This window comes from Microbacterium sp. JZ101, from assembly GCF_053903175.1.
Map to the genome: position 1 here is coordinate 2,883,665 of NZ_CP096400.1, position 16,666 is coordinate 2,900,330.

At 71.5% G+C, this 16,666-nt stretch carries 19 protein-coding genes; 3 read left to right on the forward strand and 16 right to left on the reverse strand.

The annotated features are described in order from the left end of the window. Positions 1-19 precede the first annotated feature (19 nt). From ccsB to M1D56_RS13435, 9 genes are all read right to left on the reverse strand, one after another. Positions 20-997 carry a c-type cytochrome biogenesis protein CcsB gene (gene ccsB, locus M1D56_RS13395; RefSeq protein ID WP_416383289.1) on the reverse strand — a complete coding sequence of 326 codons (978 nt, stop codon included), beginning with the start codon at positions 995-997 and terminating at the stop codon, positions 20-22. Between the two features lie 54 nt (positions 998-1,051). Continuing rightward, positions 1,052-2,794: a cytochrome c biogenesis protein ResB gene (gene resB / locus M1D56_RS13400; RefSeq protein WP_456283835.1), complete on the reverse strand. Its 1,743-nt coding sequence runs from the start codon at positions 2,792-2,794 to the stop codon at positions 1,052-1,054. Then, positions 2,791-3,564 (reverse strand): cytochrome c biogenesis CcdA family protein, encoded by a 774-nt coding sequence (locus tag M1D56_RS13405; RefSeq protein ID WP_282980321.1) that lies wholly within the window; start codon positions 3,562-3,564, stop codon positions 2,791-2,793. Before M1D56_RS13405 ends, resB begins: the two co-directional genes overlap by 4 nt. 19 nt (positions 3,565-3,583) lie before the next feature. Then, positions 3,584-4,219, reverse strand: coding sequence for a TlpA family protein disulfide reductase (locus tag M1D56_RS13410; protein WP_456283836.1), 636 nt, complete (start codon positions 4,217-4,219; stop codon positions 3,584-3,586). 142 nt (positions 4,220-4,361) lie between these two features. Then, positions 4,362-5,246: an N-acetylneuraminate synthase family protein gene (locus tag M1D56_RS13415; protein ID WP_456283837.1), complete on the reverse strand. Its 885-nt coding sequence runs from the start codon at positions 5,244-5,246 to the stop codon at positions 4,362-4,364. Further along, positions 5,243-5,806: a KdsC family phosphatase gene (locus M1D56_RS13420; protein ID WP_374727746.1), complete on the reverse strand. Its 564-nt coding sequence runs from the start codon at positions 5,804-5,806 to the stop codon at positions 5,243-5,245. Before M1D56_RS13420 ends, M1D56_RS13415 begins: the two co-directional genes overlap by 4 nt. Positions 5,807-5,927: 121 nt before the next feature. Continuing rightward, positions 5,928-6,557 carry a histidine phosphatase family protein gene (locus M1D56_RS13425; protein ID WP_456283838.1) on the reverse strand — a complete coding sequence of 210 codons (630 nt, stop codon included), beginning with the start codon at positions 6,555-6,557 and terminating at the stop codon, positions 5,928-5,930. A gap of 19 nt (positions 6,558-6,576) precedes the next feature. Further along, a complete protein-coding gene (locus tag M1D56_RS13430; RefSeq protein WP_456283839.1) occupies positions 6,577-7,284 on the reverse strand; it encodes a DedA family protein in 708 nt (235 codons plus the stop codon). A gap of 134 nt (positions 7,285-7,418) precedes the next feature. Further along, complete coding sequence (locus M1D56_RS13435) at positions 7,419-9,200, reverse strand: DUF222 domain-containing protein (protein ID WP_456283840.1); 1,782 nt, start codon at positions 9,198-9,200, stop codon at positions 7,419-7,421. 425 nt (positions 9,201-9,625) lie between these two features. On the opposite strand from M1D56_RS13435, the gene aspS reads away from it, so the two are divergent. Then, positions 9,626-11,401: an aspartate--tRNA ligase gene (gene aspS, locus M1D56_RS13440; RefSeq protein ID WP_456283841.1), complete on the forward strand. Its 1,776-nt coding sequence runs from the start codon at positions 9,626-9,628 to the stop codon at positions 11,399-11,401. Between the two features lie 67 nt (positions 11,402-11,468). Here the strand turns inward: aspS and M1D56_RS13445 are convergent, their stop codons facing one another. The 7 genes from M1D56_RS13445 to M1D56_RS13475 all read right to left on the reverse strand — a co-directional run bounded on the left by M1D56_RS13445 (position 11,469) and on the right by M1D56_RS13475 (position 14,871). After that, positions 11,469-11,771: a Dabb family protein gene (locus M1D56_RS13445; RefSeq protein ID WP_271174421.1), complete on the reverse strand. Its 303-nt coding sequence runs from the start codon at positions 11,769-11,771 to the stop codon at positions 11,469-11,471. Positions 11,772-11,787: 16 nt separating this feature from the next. Next, entirely contained in the window at positions 11,788-12,048 is a 261-nt protein-coding gene (locus tag M1D56_RS13450; protein ID WP_282980178.1) for a glutaredoxin family protein, read from the reverse strand. A 5-nt stretch (positions 12,049-12,053) separates the two neighbouring features. Further along, entirely contained in the window at positions 12,054-12,347 is a 294-nt protein-coding gene (locus tag M1D56_RS13455) for a rhodanese-like domain-containing protein (RefSeq protein WP_456283842.1), read from the reverse strand. Positions 12,348-12,397: 50 nt separating this feature from the next. Next, complete coding sequence (gene aqpZ, locus M1D56_RS13460) at positions 12,398-13,198, reverse strand: aquaporin Z (RefSeq protein WP_456283843.1); 801 nt, start codon at positions 13,196-13,198, stop codon at positions 12,398-12,400. A gap of 195 nt (positions 13,199-13,393) precedes the next feature. After that, positions 13,394-13,492 carry a 30S ribosomal protein bS22 gene (locus M1D56_RS13465; RefSeq protein ID WP_003792170.1) on the reverse strand — a complete coding sequence of 33 codons (99 nt, stop codon included), beginning with the start codon at positions 13,490-13,492 and terminating at the stop codon, positions 13,394-13,396. A 138-nt stretch (positions 13,493-13,630) separates the two neighbouring features. Continuing rightward, positions 13,631-13,834, reverse strand: coding sequence for a helix-turn-helix domain-containing protein (locus M1D56_RS13470; RefSeq protein WP_271174418.1), 204 nt, complete (start codon positions 13,832-13,834; stop codon positions 13,631-13,633). A gap of 92 nt (positions 13,835-13,926) precedes the next feature. After that, positions 13,927-14,871: a TetR/AcrR family transcriptional regulator gene (locus tag M1D56_RS13475; protein WP_271174417.1), complete on the reverse strand. Its 945-nt coding sequence runs from the start codon at positions 14,869-14,871 to the stop codon at positions 13,927-13,929. A gap of 83 nt (positions 14,872-14,954) precedes the next feature. Between M1D56_RS13475 and M1D56_RS13480 the strand changes: the two genes are divergently transcribed. Continuing rightward, entirely contained in the window at positions 14,955-15,851 is an 897-nt protein-coding gene (locus M1D56_RS13480; protein WP_456283844.1) for an ATP-binding cassette domain-containing protein, read from the forward strand. Beyond that, a complete protein-coding gene (locus M1D56_RS13485) occupies positions 15,848-16,636 on the forward strand; it encodes an ABC transporter permease (protein ID WP_456283845.1) in 789 nt (262 codons plus the stop codon). Before M1D56_RS13480 ends, M1D56_RS13485 begins: the two co-directional genes overlap by 4 nt. Positions 16,637-16,666: the final 30 nt, after the last annotated feature.

Below are 16,666 nucleotides of genomic sequence, written 5' to 3' on the forward strand. Positions count from 1 at the left end.
GCTCAGGCTCCTCCCACGCTCAGCTGAGGCCGCTGTACGCGTGCAGCCCCTCGAAGAACATGTTCACGATCGTGAAGTTGAAGATCACGGCGGCGAAGCCGACGATCGAGAGCCACGCCGAGCGCGTGCCGCGCCAGCCGCGCGTCGCCCGCGCGTGGATGTAGCCCGCGTAGAGCACCCAGATGATGAAGGTCCAGACTTCCTTCGTGTCGAAGCCCCAGTAGCGCCCCCAGGCGTCGTTCGCCCAGATCGCCCCCGCGATGAGCGTGAACGTCCAGAAGATGAAGCCGATGATCGCGAAGCGGTACGCGAGGCCCTCGAGCGCCTCGGCGCTCGGGATGGTCCGGAGCATGCTGCGGCGCGCGGGCGCCTCGGCCGCTTCGACGGCCATCCGCTCGCGCCGTGCCTGCAGGAGCTGCAGCACCGACAGCGCGAAGGCGAGCGCGAGGAAGGCGGTCGCGAGCGACGCGACGAAGACGTGGATGACGAGCCAGACCGACTTGAGCGGGTCCATGAGCGGCGTGATCTGCACGTAGAACAGCGACGACGAGCCGAGCAGCACCGTCACGAGGCCGGTCATGAACGACCCGAGGAAGCGGAGGTCCTTCCAGAACAGGACGCCGAGGTAGACCGCCGTCATGAGGAGCGTGCCGGTCATCGCGAACTCGTACATGTTCGACCACGGCACGCGCCCCGCCGCGAGGCCGCGCAGGAGCGTCGCGCCGAGGTGGAACACGAAGCCGAGCCACGTGAGCGAGGTGCCGATCCGGCCCCACACGTAGCGCGGGGCCGCCGCGACCACGGTCTCGCTCGCGGCGGGCGACGCGGCGCGGGCGCCGACGCCGACGAGCTGCCGGGCGTCCTTCGCGGCCAGCGACGCCTGCGAGCGGTTCGCGAGGTCGACCGCGTAGGCGATGAACGCGAGGACGTAGAGCGAGATGGCCGTCCAGACGAGCACGACGGAGAAGCTGTCCATCGTCACGGGATCGAGCTGCATGGTGTCCATCCTAGGTTTCGGGGGTCGCGCGCGGTCGGGAGCCGAGCGCGAGGATCAGTCGTCGAGCGCGGCCCGGTGCTTCGCGCGCAGCTGCTCGACCGCGTCGGCGAGCGCGGGATCCTCGCCGCGGGCGAGAGCCGCGTACTCGAGGCGCACGCCGTCTCCGTCGGGCGTGGCCTTGACCCACATCCGGCGCCGGGGCACGAACAGCGCGACGAGCAGGCCGAGCGTCGCGAGGACCGCGAACACGAGCACGCCGAGCGCCGAGGGATCGTGGTGGATCTGGAGCGACACGAACCGCTTGACCGACTCGGTGTAGCCGAGGGCCGGATCGGTGCCCTCGGGCGTCTCGTCCTCGAACGTGATCGTGCCCATGCCGTTCGGCAGGTCGGCGGTGTCGCCCGGTGCCAGCTCGATCGAGTCGACGCCCGTGTCGCCGCCCGTGAGCTGCTCGAGCCCCGTCACGTCGAGGGCGTACACCGAGCGCGGCGTGCCGTCGTCGATGCCGAGGTCGCCCGCGTACACGTTCAGGGTGAGCATGGGGTTGAGCAGGTCGCCGTACGCCGAGGCGAACGCGCCCGTGTCGAGCGGCACCTGGGTCGGGTAGAAGAAGCCCACGAGACCGAGCTGCTCGGAGAGGCCGTCGGGCACCTTGACGACGCCGGTCGACGTCATCGCGGTGTCCTGCGGCAGGAACGGCACGGAGTCGCGGTACACGACCTCGCCCTCGGGGTTCCGGACGGTGATCGTCGGCGCGTACCCGTTGCCGAGCAGGTAGATCGCGTCGCCCTCGAGCTGGAGAGGGTGGTTGACGCGCACCGCGTCCTCCGAGGTCGACCCGTCGGGATGCGTGACCGTGACGTTGGCGGAGAAGTCGCCCGCCTGCCCCGACCCGGGCCCGCCGTACTCCTGGTAGGTGACGTCGAACGAGTCGAGCCGCATCGAGTACGGCGTGAGGGCGGCCTCCGACACGAAGCGGCCGCGGTTCATCGACGAGTAGTCGAGCAGCGAGTTGACGAAGGTCGTGCCCTCGACGACGACGCGCTGGCCCGTGTAGGCGAATCCTCCGCCGATGCCGACCGTGAGGAGCACGCCGACGAGCGACGCGTGGAAGACGAGGTTGCCCGTCTCGCGCAGGTACCCGCGCTCGGCCGACACCGAGAACGCGCCGCGGCCGTCGTAGCGCTCGACGCGATACCCCTGCGCCTTGAGCTGCGCGGCCGCGAGATCGACGGCGTGGGCGGCCTCGGCCTCCGGGTCCTCGGCCGCGATGCGGTCCTCGCGGAAGTCGTCGAGGCGCGCGAGCCGCGCGGGCGTGCGCGGCGGCTTCGTGCGCAGGGCCTTCGCGTGGTGCTTCGTGCGCGGCAGGATGCAGCCGATGAGCGAGACGAAGAGCAGGATGTAGATCGCCGAGAACCAGGCGGACTGGTACACGTCGAACAGCTGCAGCGCGTCGAGCACGGGGAACAGATCCGGGTTGTCGCGCTCCCACTGCGTGACGCCGTTCGGGTTCGCCATGCGCTGCGGGAAGATCGACCCCGGAACGGCCGCGATCGCGAGCAGGAGCAGCAGCACGAGCGCCGTGCGCATGCTCGTGAGCTGACGCCATCCCCACCGCAGCCATCCGACGAAGCCGAGCGCGGGCTGCGCGATCGCCTCGTCGGCGTCGACGTGGTCGGAGGGGCGCAGCGGCTCGCTGCCGTCGCGCTGGGGCGCGGTGCGCTGATCGGTCACGGTGTCCTTCCGGGCGGTCACGGTGTCCTTCCGGGCGGTCGCGGCGCCCTTCTCGGCGGTCATAGGGGCGGCTCGATCGTGGCGAACAGCACGCCGAGGCGCGACATCACGTCGGTCCACAGGCCCGTCACCATGAGCAGGCCGAGCACGATGAGGAGCACGCCGCCGACGATGTTCACGACGCGGATGTGCCGACGCAGGAACGCGGTCGATCGCGTGACCCAGCCGAAGCCGAGGGCGACGAGGAGGAACGGGATGCCCAGCCCGAGCGAGTAGGCGAGGCCGAGCACCGCGGCGCGCCATCCGTCTCCCTGGATGATCGCGAGCGACATGATCGCCGTGAGGGTCGGGCCGATGCACGGCGCCCAGCCGATGCCGAGGGCGATCCCGAGCAGCGGAGCGCCGATGAGGCCGAGGTCGCCCTTGACCTGCGGGCGCGCGATGCGCTGCGCGAACCCGAGGAAGCCGATGAAGACGACGCCCATGAGGATGATGACGACGCCGAGGATGCGGGTGATGAGGTCGCCGTAGAGCAGGCTGAACTGCTGCAGGCCGCTGCCCGCGAGCCCGCCGAGCACGATGAGGGTCACGAACACGAGCGTGAAGCCCGCGATGAAGAGGAGCACCCCGCCGACGAGGCGACCGCGCGAGCCGCCCGGCGCCGCGCCATCCGCCGCCCCGCCGCGGGGCGCGACGGCTCCCCCGATGAAGCCGAGGTAGCCCGGGATGAGGGGAAGCACGCAGGGCGACACGAACGACACGAGCCCCGCGAGCATCGCGATCGGGATCGCGAGCCACAGGGCCCCGCCGAAGACGACGGCGTCGAGGCTCACGATGCCGCGCCCGCGGCGGTCATGCCGACTCCGCGAGCGTGTCGGCCACGAGCGTCGAGAGGATGGACGCGCCCTCGAGCTGGCCGATGAGGACCGCGGCGACGCGCCCCTCGGTGTCGAGGACGAGCGTCGTGGGCGTCGCCTGGATCGAGGTCGCGCCGGCGAAGGCGAGCTTCGCGCTGCCGTCGTTGGCGTCGATGATGCTCGGGTACGTCACGCCCCACCGCTCGGCGAACGAGCGCGCGGTGTCGGCCTGGTCGTAGGTGTTGACGCCGACGAACGACACGTTCTCGCCCTGGTACTCCTGCCACACCGACTCGAGGTCGGCGGCCTCGGCCCGGCACGGGCCGCAGGCGGCGTACCAGAAGTTCACGACGGTGACATCGCCCGCGGTGTCGTCGCTCGAGAGCTCGTCGCCCTCCTCCGTGACACCCGACCACTCGACGGGCTCGCCGCGCTCCTCGACGGGGATCTCCTTCACCCGGAAGTCGCTCGCGATGTAGCCCTTGTCGTCGCCTTCGAGGTAGGCCTGCGTCACGGGGTCCGCGGAGCACGCCGCCAGACCGGCGATGAGCGTCGCGACGGCGAGCGCGGCGGCCGCTCTCGCGCCCCGGCGGATGCGGGGAGACAGGCTCGGGACGGCAGGCGTGCGCACGGCTCCCATCCTACGTTCCCGTGTTCGAGGTGCCTGGGTCGATGCTGTATGGCCGGGGCGGTGGCTTCGGGGCAAGGCTCGGCGAGCCTTGCCCCGAAATGCGGCGATCGGGCGCCGGTTCGCGCGAAGCGCGGCAGGCGGGTCAGACTGCGGCGCCCGCCCCCACGCGGCGCAGCTTGGCCATGGGCGCGAGCTCGCCGGGGAAGACGCGCTTGATGCCGTCGCCGAGGGCGGGCTCGATGTCGCGGATGCCGGCGACGAGGGCCGCGAGCTCGGTCGGCTCGATCGAGGCGGCGTGGTCCGAGCCCCACATGCCGCGATCGAGCGTGATGTGGCGCTCGACGGCGGCCGCGCCCAGCGCGACGGCCGCGAACGAGATCGCGAGCCCGCGCTCGTGCCCCGAGTATCCGACCGGGACGCCGGCGAAGCGGTCCTTCAGCGTCGGGATCATGCGGAGGTTCGCCTCCTCCGCCGGCATCGGATACGTCGACGTCGCGTGCAGGAGGACGAGGTTCTCCGTGCCGAGGAGGTCGACCGCCCGGTCGATCTGCTCCATGGTCGACATGCCCGTGGAGAGGATGATCGGCTTGCCCGTGTCGCGCAGCGCCGCGAGGAGTCCGTCGTCGGTGAGGCTCGCCGACGCGACCTTGTGCGCGACGACGTCGAGGTCCTCGAGGAACGCGACCGAGGGCTCGTCCCACGGCGACGCGAACCAGTCGACGCCGCGCTCGGCGGCGTGCGCGCCGATCTCGAGGTACTCGTCGCGGCCGAACTCGACCCGGTAGCGGTACTCGAGGTACGTCATGGTGCCCCACGGTGTCTCGCGCGGCACGTCGCGCATGTGCTCGGGCGTGGAGATCTCCGGGGTGCGCTTCTGGAACTTGACCGCGTCCGCGCCGGCGGCCGCGGCGACGTCGATGAGCTCCCTGGCGATCTCGACCGAGCCGTTGTGGTTCAGGCCGATCTCGGCGATGACGTAGGTGGGGTGCGCATCGCCCAGCGTGCGAGTGCCGATCGTGACCGTCATGAGTGCTCCTCCGGTTGTGACGAGGACGGGATGGACGCGCGGAGCGCAGCGCCCGCGCGCTCGGGCACGAGGCCCGTGCGGGAGCGCAGGACGCGCTCGGCCAGTTCGCGGACGGCGCCGTCGCCGCCCGCTCGGTGCAGGACGACGCGGGCGATCGCGAGCACGTCGGGATGGGAGCGCGGAACCGCGACGGGCCAGCCGACGATCCGCAGGCACGGCAGGTCGTTCACGTCGTTGCCCAGGTATGCGACATCCGCGAGCGCGACGCCCTGGGCATCCGCCCACTCGCGCAGAGCCGCCGCCTTGTCGTCGAGACCCTGGCGCACGTCGACGCGGAGCTTGCGGGCGCGCGCGGCGACGACGCCGTTCGTCTCGGTGGAGAGGATGAGGAAGGGGATGCCGGCCCTGCGCAGGAGCGAGACGCCCATCCCGTCGGAGCGGCTCACGCGGACGAACTCGCGGCCGTCGGCGTCGACGAAGGCGGTGTCGTCGGTGTGGACTCCGTCGAAGTCGGTCACGACTGCCCGGGCGTCGATCGCCTCTCGCCTCAGACCGCTCACGTGACCTCCGTCAGCGGGCGTCTCCCGCTGACCTTCTACGGTCAGCGCACTGCGTGAACGCGAGGGGTCCGGAAGGTGCCCGCGAGGCGACGGCGGGGTGAAGGATGGCGCGGTGCGGGTCTCAGACGGCCCCGACGTCGACCGCGCCCGCGGTCGACGCGGGCTCGACGTAGTCGACCTCGCGCCAGACGTCGCCCTTGCGCTCGAACGAGGTCACGCTCGAGAGGGCGCACCGGCGCGTGCGGGGGTCGTGCCGCAGCGGCAGACCCGCGACGGAGAGATGCGTGATCCAGATCGGCGCCTGGTGCGTCACGATGACGACGTCGCCGCCGTCGGCGGCGTCCCACGCGTCGTCGAGGGCCGCGTGCATGCGGTCGACGACCTCGCGGTACGGCTCGCCCCAGCTCGGCCGCGACGGGCGGCGGAGGTGCCACCAGTTCTGCGGGATGAAGACGGCGCGGCTCATGCGCTTCCCCGCGAACGCGTTCCACGGCTCGATGACGCGCTCGTCGGCGCGCGGCTCGAGCTCGAACAGCGCCGTGAACGGCTCGGCCGACTCGCGCGTGCGCTCGAGCGGAGAGCAGACGAGCTCGGCGAGCGGGCGATCGAGCGAGCGCACGTAGTCGGCCGCTGCCCTGGCCATCCGCCGCCCGTCCTCGCTCAGGCGGAATCCGGGCATGCGCTCGTACAGCACGCGCCGCGGATTGAAGACCTCGCCGTGGCGGACGAGATGGAGGCGTTCGGCGGGCACAGGCCCAGTCTACGAACGCTCAGTCAGCCGCCGGCGCCTCGCGCTCGGCGCGCGGAGCGACGGCACCAGCCGCGCGCTGGCGACGCTGCGCGCGGACGCGGACGACGACGAACCAGACGACCGCGGCCGCGACGCCCACGATGACGACGTTCTGGACGATGTCCATGTACTGCTCGACGATGTGCCAGCCGCTGCCGAGATACCAGCCGACGAGGATGAAGACGGTGTTCCAGATGACGCTCCCCGCGGCCGTGAGCAGCGCGAAGCGCCACACGGGCATCCGCACGACGCCGGCCGGGATCGAGATGAGGCTCCGGAAGATCGGGACGAACCGGCCGAGGAAGACGGCCTTGCCGCCGTGCCGGTGGAACCAGGCCACCGTCCGGTCGATGTCCTCTCCCGAGACGAGCGGCAGGCGCTCGGCGATGCGGCGCAGGCGGTCGACGCCGAACCAGACGCCGATGCCGTAGAGGAGGAGCGCGCCGACGACGGACCCGACCGTCGTCCAGAGGATCGCCTCCCACAGCGCGAATGCGCCGCGATGGGCGGCGAGGCCCGCCATGGGGAGGATGGCCTCGCTCGGCAGCGGCGGGAAGAGGTTCTCGGCCGCGATCGCGACGCCGGCGCCGTAGGGGCCGATGACGTCCATGAGCCCCACGACCGCATCCACGAGAGTGGAGAGCCAGGATCCTCCGTCGGCGGCGGCCGTGATCTCGGTCGTCGTCATGTCGGTGCGGCCTTTCCGTCGGCGCGGGCGGTGGGGTCGGGCTCGACGCTATCGACGGCGCATCCGGGTTCCCTGTGCGAAGGGCCGGGATCGCCTGTGCGCTCGTCGCGCGTGGTTCGGCATCTGCGCGGTTGTCAGCATCTGAGGTGTTGGGTGAGTTTGGCGTGGAGTCTGGTGCGGGAGGTGGGTGCTGGGCGGTGGCGGTGGTGTCGGTCGATCCAGTTGGGGGCGGCGATGTAGGGCACGCCGTGGTGCATGTGGATGGTCCAGCCGGAGGTGTCGAGGTGGTGGTGGTGCCACCAGCAGAGCAGGACGCCGTTGTCGGTTTCGGTGGGTCCGCCTTGGGCGTGGTCTTGGACGTGGTGGATCTCGCACCAGGCGGCGGGGATGGTGCAGCCGGGGATGATGCAGCCTCCGTCGCGGGCGACGATCGCTTTGCGCTGGGTGGGGGTGAAGCAGCGTTGGATGCTGCGCAGCTCGAGGATGCGTCCTTCGGGGGTGAAGAGGGCGCGGAGGATGTCTCCGGTGCATCCGATCCGGCGGGCCACGGTGGCGGGGACGGGCGCGTCGAAGCCGTCGAGGTGCGCGATGCCGTGCTTCGGGCGGGCGAACGCGGACCCCGGGCCGTGGGCCGCGGTGTCATGCACGCCGTCGCCGTCGCCGGTGCCTGTGTCTGTGTCTGTGGTGGTGAGGTCGTCGGCGGTGATGTGGATCATGACGGTGGGGGCGGCGCCGCCGAGGGTGGGGGTCTCGGCGGCGCGTGAGGCGGCCTGGATCATCGCGAAGAACGCGTCGTGGCGTTTCTGTCCGGGGGTGCGGGGGTCGTGGATGATCTCGTCCGGTCCCCACGGGTCTGTGTCGTTGCGGGTCTCGGTGTCGATCCCGTCGAAGAACCCGCCATCGCCATCCGCGTCCGCGCCGTCGTCGGCGTCGGCGTCGGCCGCGATGCTCGAGTCGCCGGCACCGGCAGGGCTCGCAGCGTCTTCCGCGCCGCTCGTGCCCGTTGCGCTGGCGTTCGACGCGTTGCCTGTGCCGTCCGGCCCGTCGCCCGCGTCGTCGTCGTGGTCTGTGGTGGGGGTGAAGGTGACGTGGCGGGCGGGGTTGGTGTGGGCGGAGAGGAGGTTCTGCAGGAGGGCGCCGGCTTCGGGGACGAGGGTGCCGTTGACGCGGAAGGCCCCGTCGGGCAGGGGTGTGAGGGTGAGGGTGCGGTTGCGGATGGGGCGTTCGGGGTCGGGCGGGAGGCCGTCCGCGGTGAGGACGTCCACCCACGCGTCCGCGTGGGCTTTCACGACGCTCCACGGCACGGCCGCGGCCGCGCCGTCCGGGAACGGCGAGGTGGCCTCGGCTGGGGGTGCGGCCTCGTCCAGGTCGGTCGCGATCGCGCCGGTGGCGATCCCGACGAGGTGCCGCTCCATCACCTCGAGCTTGTCGACCTCGGAGGCGGGCGCGCCGCGGCGGGCGGTGGCGACGGCCTTCACGATCAGCGCCGCCGGCTCCGCCCCGAGCAGGCCCGCTTCCACCGCCGCGGCCACCGCCGGGTGCGCCGGCGGCAGGGGGAGCCCGGTGGGGCTCTCCCGGTCCCGGGTGGCTTCATCCAGCCGCACCCGCGCGGATACCGCCGGCCCGGGGATCCCGGTGAGACGCTCGAGCAGCTCCCGCCCGTCCCGGCAGCCGAGCTCTCCCGCGAGGGGCCGTTCCAGGCCCCGCCGGGACCGCCACGCGACCTCTCCTGCCGCCCGCACCCGCAGCGCGTCCACGACCCGCCCCAGCTGCTCCACCCGCGCGGTGAACCCCGCGAGATCTCCCGACGCCACCTCCCCCACCCGTGTGAACAGCCCGTCCAGCAGCCCGACCGCGGCGCACACCGCGCCGGCCGGATCATCCTGCCCCTCATCGGGCGCCCATGGGAAGGCCATACCCCATGATAGAACACAACTACGACCAGGCACAAGCAATTTCTCGAAGATTCTTCGAAGATCCGTCGCCCGCAATCTCGCGTGCCCGGGGCCACAAGAGAAGGGGTCCATCCTAGTCCCGACCACCGACACACACCCTCCGGGACGTGTAAGCGAAACGCTTACATGCATCTGTCGCGACCGAGCGGGACCGCCCCGCGCACTGGCCACACCCCAGGATCGCGCTCGACGGACCGGCGCCATCCGCCGCCCGCCATCCGCCGCATGCCATCCGCACGCCATCCGCAGCGTTCGCTGTTCCGCGCGCCTCCGCCAGCCGCCCCGCGCCCTGCGAGCCCTGGCTAGCCCGCTCCCGCGAGCGGATGGCCAGGACGCGCGCGATCCGTAGAATGGTGCGGTTCCCTTTCCTACCAGGAGGATTCTCCGTGCTGCGCACCCACAAGGCAGGCTCGCTCGACGCCTCGCTCATCGGTCAGACCGTCACCCTCACCGGGTGGGTCGATCGCCGCCGCGATCACGGAGGCGTCGCCTTCATCGATCTGCGCGATGCATCGGGCATCGCACAGGTCGTCATCCGCGACGAGGAGATCGCGCACCCGCTGCGCAGCGAGTTCGTCCTGAAGGTCACGGGCGAGGTGTCGCGCCGCCCCGAGGGCAACGCGAACCCGAACCTCGCGACCGGCGAGATCGAGATCATCGCGTCCGAGGTCGAGGTGCTCAACGAGTCGGCCGCGCTCCCCTTCCAGGTCTCGACCGCGCTCGACGGCACCGAGACCGTCGGCGAGGACGCGCGCTTCAAGTACCGCTACCTCGACCTCCGCCGCCCTGCGCCCGCCGCGGCCATCCGCCTGCGCTCGAAGGCATCGGCGGCCGCGCGCCGTGTGCTCGAGGAGCACGACTTCGTCGAGGTCGAGACCCCCACGCTCACCCGCTCGACGCCCGAGGGCGCGCGCGACTTCCTCGTGCCCGCGCGCCTCAGCCCGGGCAGCTGGTACGCGCTCCCCCAGTCGCCGCAGCTCTTCAAGCAGCTGCTGCAGGTCGGCGGGATCGAGCGCTACTACCAGATCGCACGCTGCTACCGCGACGAGGACTTCCGCGCCGACCGCCAGCCCGAGTTCACGCAGCTCGACATCGAGGCGAGCTTCGTCGACCAGGAGGACGTGATCGCCCTCGGCGAGGAGATCGTGCAGGCGCTGTGGCGCCTCATCGACGTCGAGATCCCGACGCCGATCGAGCGCATCACCTTCGCCGACGCGATGCGCCTGTACGGCTCGGACAAGCCGGACCTGCGCTTCGGCAACGCGATCGTCGAGCTCGGCGACTACTTCGCCGACACGACCTTCCGCGTCTTCCAGCAGGAGTACGTCGGCTCTGTCGTGCACCCCGGCGGCGCCTCGCTCCCCCGTCGTCAGTTCGACGCGTGGCAGGACTGGGCCAAGTCGCGCGGCGCGAAGGGCCTCGCCTACGTCACGTTCGGCGAGGACGGGACGCTCGGCGGCCCGGTCGCCAAGAACCTCTCCGACGCCGAGCGCGAGGGGCTCGCCGCCGCGACGGGCGCTCAGCCCGGCGACGCCGTGTTCTTCGCTGCGGGCAGGACGAGCGAGGCGCGCGCGCTGCTCGGCGCCGCGCGCGTCGAGATCGCCAAGCGCACGGGACAGATCGACGAGAGCGCATGGTCGTTCGTGTGGGTCGTCGACGCGCCCCTCTTCAAGCCGACCGGCGAGGACGACGACGTCGACCTCGGCCACTCCGCCTGGACCGCCGTGCACCACGCGTTCACGTCGCCCAAGCCGGAGTGGATCGACCGCTTCGAGGAGGCTCCGGACGAGGCGCTCGCGTACGCGTACGACATCGTGTGCAACGGCAACGAGATCGGCGGCGGCTCGATCCGCATCCACCGCCGCGACGTGCAGGAGCGCGTCTTCGACGTCATGGGGATCGGCCCCGAGGAGGCGCAGGAGAAGTTCGGCTTCCTGCTCGACGCGTTCCAGTTCGGCGCCCCGCCGCACGGCGGCATCGCGTTCGGGTGGGACCGCGTCGTGTCGCTGCTCGCGGGCGCCCCGTCGATCCGCGAGGTCATCGCGTTCCCGAAGATCGGCAGCGGCTTCGACCCGCTCACGGCCGCTCCGGCCCCGATCACGCCCGAGCAGCGCGCCGAGGCCGGCGTCGACTACGAGCCCGAGGAGGACGACGAGGCCTGAGCCTCTCCCGCCCTCATGCACGACGCCCCCGCCGGATGGCGGGGGCGTCGTGCATGAGGGACGGGTCTCAGACCTCGAGGTCGATCGCCGCGCGCCCGCTGCGGACAGACCCGACGAAGCGCGCCGCCTCGACGTGGGCGGGGTGCACCTGGTACGCCTCGAGCGCGGCGAGGTCGGGGAAGAGCGCGTCGAGCACGATGTCGTGGTTCTCACCCTCGTAGGCGGCGTTGCGCGAGACGGTCAGCTCGAGCAGACCGGGGACGACGCCGACGAGCGCCTCGAGGCGCTCCTTCGCCTCGGCCGCGTGCGCTGCGCGGGTCTCGGGGTCGGACGCGGCGAGCTGGAACAGGACGATGTGGCGGATGGCCATGGCAGAGCCTCTCGGTTCAGGATGCGGCGACGAGGGCGTCGCGCAGGCGGTCGGGGGACACGCGCCAGTGGCCGTGCAGGCGTCCGTCGATGAGGACGACGGGGATCTTCTCCCACCACTGCGCGTGAAGCTCCTCGTCGTCGGCGATCGACCGCTCGACGACCTCGATGCGGTCGGCCGTCTCATCCGGGAGCTCGGCGAGGACCTGGTCGACGACCTCGCGCGCGACGTCGCAGAGATGGCAGTCGGGCTTGCCGATGAGCGTCAGCTGCGTCATCCGGCTCAGGCCTCGATGTCGTAGCCGGCCGCGCGCCACGCGCTCGTGCCGCCCGCGACGTTCGTCGCCTCGTAGCCCCGGGCCGTGAGCGCCTCGACGACCCGGGCGGAGCGTCCGCCGACCTCGCAGATGACGTCGAACGGCTCGGCGGGCAGCTCGTCGAGCCGCATCCCGAGCTCGGACATCGGCAGGTTGACGGCGCCCGGCACACGTCCTGCCGCGAACTCGTGCGTCTCGCGGACGTCGATGAGCGGAACGTCCTCGCGCGAGCGGAGCTCCTGGACCGTGATCTCGTTCATCCCTCCAGTATCCCGTGGATCACGGGCCGTCGCTCCGCTCGCGCTGCGGCTCAGCGGCGCGCCGTGTCGAGCAGCGGCTTGTAGGCGAAGCCCGCGATGAGTCCGCCGACGAGAGGGAACACGAGGAAGACCCAGAGCTGCGCGAGCGCGTCGCCTCCCCCGAAGATCGCCGACGCGATCGATCGCGCGGGGTTCACCGACGTGTTGTCGACGGGGATCGTGACGAGGTGGATGAGCGTCAGGGTGAGGCCGATCGCGAGACCCGCGAGCGCGGGGTTGCCGCGCGTGGGGTGCGTGACGCCGAGGATGACGAGCACGAAGAGCGCCGTGAACAGCACCTCGACGACGATCGCGCCGAGGATGCCGAAGCCGCCCGGCGAGAGCTCGCCGAACCCGTTGCTCGCGAACCCACCCTCCTGGGCCGCGGCGAGCCATCCGTCGCCGGACGAGCCGATGAGCGCGATGACGCTCGTCGCCGCGACGCCGCCGACGACCTGCGCGACGACGTAGCCGGCGACGCCGCCCCACGGGAACCGGCCGGCGGCGGCCAGACCGAGGGTGACGGCCGGGTTGAAGTGCCCGCCGGAGATCGGCCCGAAGGCGTACGCCCCTGCGACGACGGTGAGCCCGAACGCCAGCGCGACGCCGACGAAGCCGATGCCGAGGCTCGTCCCGGCATCGCTCGCGCCGAAGTCGGCGGCGAACAGCGCCGCGCCGACGCCGCCGAGGACGAGGAGGAAGGTGCCCAGGAACTCCGCGACGAGCGTCGCGACGGTGGACGGGCCCGTGGGGTCGGGGGTGTGCTCGAGAGGGGTGGGATCGACGTGACGCTCTGGCTTCGGATCGCTCATGGTTGCCCTTTCAGAGGAGGATCGCCGCGCCGGATCTCCGGCGGGCGGTTCACGCTCAACCTAGCGAATTCCAATATTCCAGACGAGGGCGAGTCATCATGTGACGAGTCGCGACGACAGGTGACGACCGGCGATGACGCCCGGATACCAGAAACGCCGGCCCGTGGATCACGGAGCCGGCGTTCGCGGGGGCCGCTACTTCTTGTTGCGGCGCTGGTGGCGAGTCTTGCGAAGCAGCTTGCGGTGCTTCTTCTTCGCCATGCGCTTGCGGCGCTTCTTGATGACAGAACCCACGGAAACCTCGCTATGTCAGGGGTTGGATGTCCGGTCGCGACGGCCGTCGCTGACATCCGGGATCGGGCACCATGGAAAAGTGCCTCAGAGCATCTTATCCCATGATGGGAGCGGCGCCTGAACGCCGACTCGGAGCGCTCAGCCGGCGTCGGCGATGGGGCGCTCCGACGGCATCTCGAGAGCGGCCGTGACGGCCGACTCGGGGACGCGGTAGCTGCGGCCGAACCGGACGGCGGGGAGCTCGCCCGAGTGGACGAGCCGATAGACGGTCATCTTCGAGACGCGCATGATGTCTGCGACCTCGGCGACCGTGAGAAACCGCACATCCGGCAGTTCAGCCATTCCCCCACGACCCTCTCTGTTCGATCCCGACAACTCTAGAGGCTAGCGGAGACGCCTGTAAACCCGAGTGGCCCGTGTGACCCGGGCACCCGTCAGCGCGCGGCGCGCTCCCGCGCCTCCTTGAGAGCCTGGGCCTGAGCCCTGCGCGCCTGGCGCAGCGCCTTCTCCGCGGCGACGAGCGCCTTCTGCGCGTCTCGGGACGCCTTCGCCGCCGCGCGGTAGCGCTTGTCCTCGAGCACGTCGGCGTCGTCGAGCTCGATCCATCCGCCCTCGCTCGCAGGGGGCTCACCGCGGTCGAGCCGGGCGATATAGCCCTCGACGCCGTCGAGAAGGCGGGCGAGCCCGAACCGGAAGGGATCGGCCTCGTCGAGGAAGACGCCCGCATCGATCGCGCCGCGCAGCGCGGGATACCCGTCGGCGTCGATGACCGCATCGAACAGGGCCGCCTCGCGCGCCGCCACCTCCTCGGGCGCGAGCCCGTCTGCGCGCGCGGCCTCGCTGTAGCCGGCGTTCACGATCCCGCACCACCGCGCCTGCCCGGTGACGGCCAGCGCGACCGCGAGCCGCTCCGACGGAGCGAGGGGCGTCTCCGCCAGCGCGCCGAGGGCCGCATCGAGCCACGCCGAGCTGTTCGGCGTGATCGGCGAGCCCGCGATCGGCAGAGCCAGGATCCACGGATGGCGGAGATAGATCTCGACCTGCGCGCGGAAGAGCACCTCGAGCGCCCGGCGCCAGCCATCCGCCGTCCGATGCTCCTCGGGTGGCAGCCCCGTCGCCTCCTCCTGCATGAGGAGGAGCAGGTCGTCCTTCGCACTGACGTACCGGTAGAGCGACATGGGCGTGAAGCCGAGCTTCTTCGCGACGGCGGCCATCGACACGGCGCCGATCCCCTCGCGGTCGGCCAGCTCGACGGCCGTCTCGACGATGCGCTCGACGCTCATCTCGCGCTTGGGCCCCCGCTGCGGATTCGCGGCGACCCCCCATGCGAGCGCGATGCCGCGGGGCAGCTCGACGGGGGTCTGCTCGATCTCGCTCATGCGTCTCAGCCTAGGCCTGTATATGACATAAACAGTGTGTTACTGTCATAAACAGTTTCACTCATACACAGAAGGGAGACGCCATGCGTCCCGCCATCGAGGTGCGAGGACTGCGCAAGCGGTTCGGCGCGCACACCGTCCTCTCCGGGCTCGACCTCTCGGTCGAGCCCGGAGAGGTCTTCGCCCTGCTCGGCCCGAACGGCGCGGGCAAGACGACGACCATCAGCATCCTCACGACGCTCGTGCACCCCGACGACGGCATCGCGCACGTCGCGGGCCACGACGTGGCGACGCAGCCCGACGAGGTCCGCCGTCGCATCAGCCTGACGGGTCAGTCCGCTGCGGTCGACGACGTGCTCACGGCGTCCGAGAACCTCGTTATGTTCGGCCGTCTCGCCGGCCTGTCGCCCCGAGCCGCCGCCGAGCGCGCACGGGATCTCCTCGCCCGCTTCGCCCTGTCCGATGCCGCCGCGCGGCGCGTGGGCACGTTCTCCGGCGGGATGCGCCGCCGTCTCGACCTCGCACTGAGCTTCGTCGTGACGCCCGAGGTGCTCTTCCTCGACGAGCCGACCACCGGTCTCGACACCCGCAGCCGCCGTGACCTGTGGGACGTCATCCGCGCCGTCGCCGCAGCCGGCACCACCGTCTTCCTCACGACCCAGTACCTCGAGGAGGCGGACCAGCTGGCCGACCGGATCGCCGTGCTGCACGAGGGCCGGGTCGCCGCGCTCGGCACGGCCTCGCAGCTGAAGGCGCGCGTGGGCGGCGACACCGTCGAGCTCCACGACGCCCGTGGCGACCTCCTCCGCGAGGTGCCGACCGACGGCACCGTGTCGGGCCTGCGCCGGGCCCTCGACGTGCTCGACGAGTCCGGCGCCGAGGGCGTCGTCTCGCTGCGACGCCCGACGCTCGACGACGTCTTCCTCGCCCTCACCGAACCCGCGCCCGCCCGGACGCCCCAGCTCAAGGAGTCCGCATGACCGCCGTCGACCTCGCCCGCCCGCGCCTGCGCGGCCTGACCGCCGAGTCGGTCTTCGTCGGGCGCAGCCTCCGCCATTCGCTGCGCGACGGGGAGTCGCTGCTCATGGCCATCCTCCTCCCCGTGATGCTCATGCTCATGTTCACGTGGATCTTCGGCGGCGCGATCGATCCGTCCGGCGGCTACGTCGACTATGTCGTGCCCGGGATCGTCTTCACGTGCGCGGGCTTCGGCGCGGCCTCGACAGCCGTCTACGTCGCCGGTGACATGAAGGCGGGCATCATCGACCGGTTCCGCACGATGCCGCTGCGAGCGAGCGCCGTCCTCACGGGACACGTCGTCGCGAGCCTCATCCGCAACCTCGTGGCGACGGGGATCGTCGTCGGCGTCGCCCTGCTCGTGGGCTTCCGCCCGACGGCCGGTCCGCTCGAGTGGATCGGGGCCGCCGCGCTCATCGCGCTGTACATCCTCGCCATCACGTACCTCTTCGCCGCGATCGGACTCGCCGCGTCGAGCCCCGAGGGCGCCAACGCCTACGGCTTCGTGCTCCTCTTCCTGCCGTACCTCTCGAGCGGGTTCGTCCCGGTGGACTCCCTGGCCGACTGGCTGCAGCCGATCGCGACCTACCAGCCCGTGACGCCCATCATCGAGACCATCCGCGGCCTGCTCTTCGGCACCGACATCGGTGCACAGGGCGCCTGGGCGCTGCTCTGGTGCGCCGCGATCCTCGTCATCGCGGTGGCCTGGGGCGGATGGCTGTTCCAGCGCAAGGCAGGGCGCCGCTGAGCAGGCGGGCGGAGGGCGCGCCCCTCCGCC

What these genes read in the sequence shown, in the direction of transcription:
- ccsB (WP_416383289.1), bottom strand. Translation starts at nt 997, where the DNA reads ATGCAGCTCGATCCCGTGACGATGGACAGCTTCTCCGTCGTGCTCGTC.
- resB (WP_456283835.1), bottom strand. Translation starts at nt 2,794, where the DNA reads ATGACCGCCGAGAAGGGCGCCGCGACCGCCCGGAAGGACACCGTGACC.
- M1D56_RS13415 (WP_456283837.1), bottom strand. Translation starts at nt 5,246, where the DNA reads ATGACGGTCACGATCGGCACTCGCACGCTGGGCGATGCGCACCCCACC.
- M1D56_RS13430 (WP_456283839.1), bottom strand. Translation starts at nt 7,284, where the DNA reads ATGACGACGACCGAGATCACGGCCGCCGCCGACGGAGGATCCTGGCTC.
- M1D56_RS13435 (WP_456283840.1), bottom strand. Translation starts at nt 9,200, where the DNA reads ATGGCCTTCCCATGGGCGCCCGATGAGGGGCAGGATGATCCGGCCGGC.
- M1D56_RS13445 (WP_271174421.1), bottom strand. Translation starts at nt 11,771, where the DNA reads ATGGCCATCCGCCACATCGTCCTGTTCCAGCTCGCCGCGTCCGACCCC.
- M1D56_RS13450 (WP_282980178.1), bottom strand. Translation starts at nt 12,048, where the DNA reads ATGACGCAGCTGACGCTCATCGGCAAGCCCGACTGCCATCTCTGCGAC.
- M1D56_RS13455 (WP_456283842.1), bottom strand. Translation starts at nt 12,347, where the DNA reads ATGAACGAGATCACGGTCCAGGAGCTCCGCTCGCGCGAGGACGTTCCG.
- aqpZ (WP_456283843.1), bottom strand. Translation starts at nt 13,198, where the DNA reads ATGAGCGATCCGAAGCCAGAGCGTCACGTCGATCCCACCCCTCTCGAG.
- M1D56_RS13470 (WP_271174418.1), bottom strand. Translation starts at nt 13,834, where the DNA reads ATGGCTGAACTGCCGGATGTGCGGTTTCTCACGGTCGCCGAGGTCGCA.
- M1D56_RS13475 (WP_271174417.1), bottom strand. Translation starts at nt 14,871, where the DNA reads ATGAGCGAGATCGAGCAGACCCCCGTCGAGCTGCCCCGCGGCATCGCG.
- M1D56_RS13480 (WP_456283844.1), top strand. Translation starts at nt 14,955, where the DNA reads ATGCGTCCCGCCATCGAGGTGCGAGGACTGCGCAAGCGGTTCGGCGCG.
- M1D56_RS13485 (WP_456283845.1), top strand. Translation starts at nt 15,848, where the DNA reads ATGACCGCCGTCGACCTCGCCCGCCCGCGCCTGCGCGGCCTGACCGCC.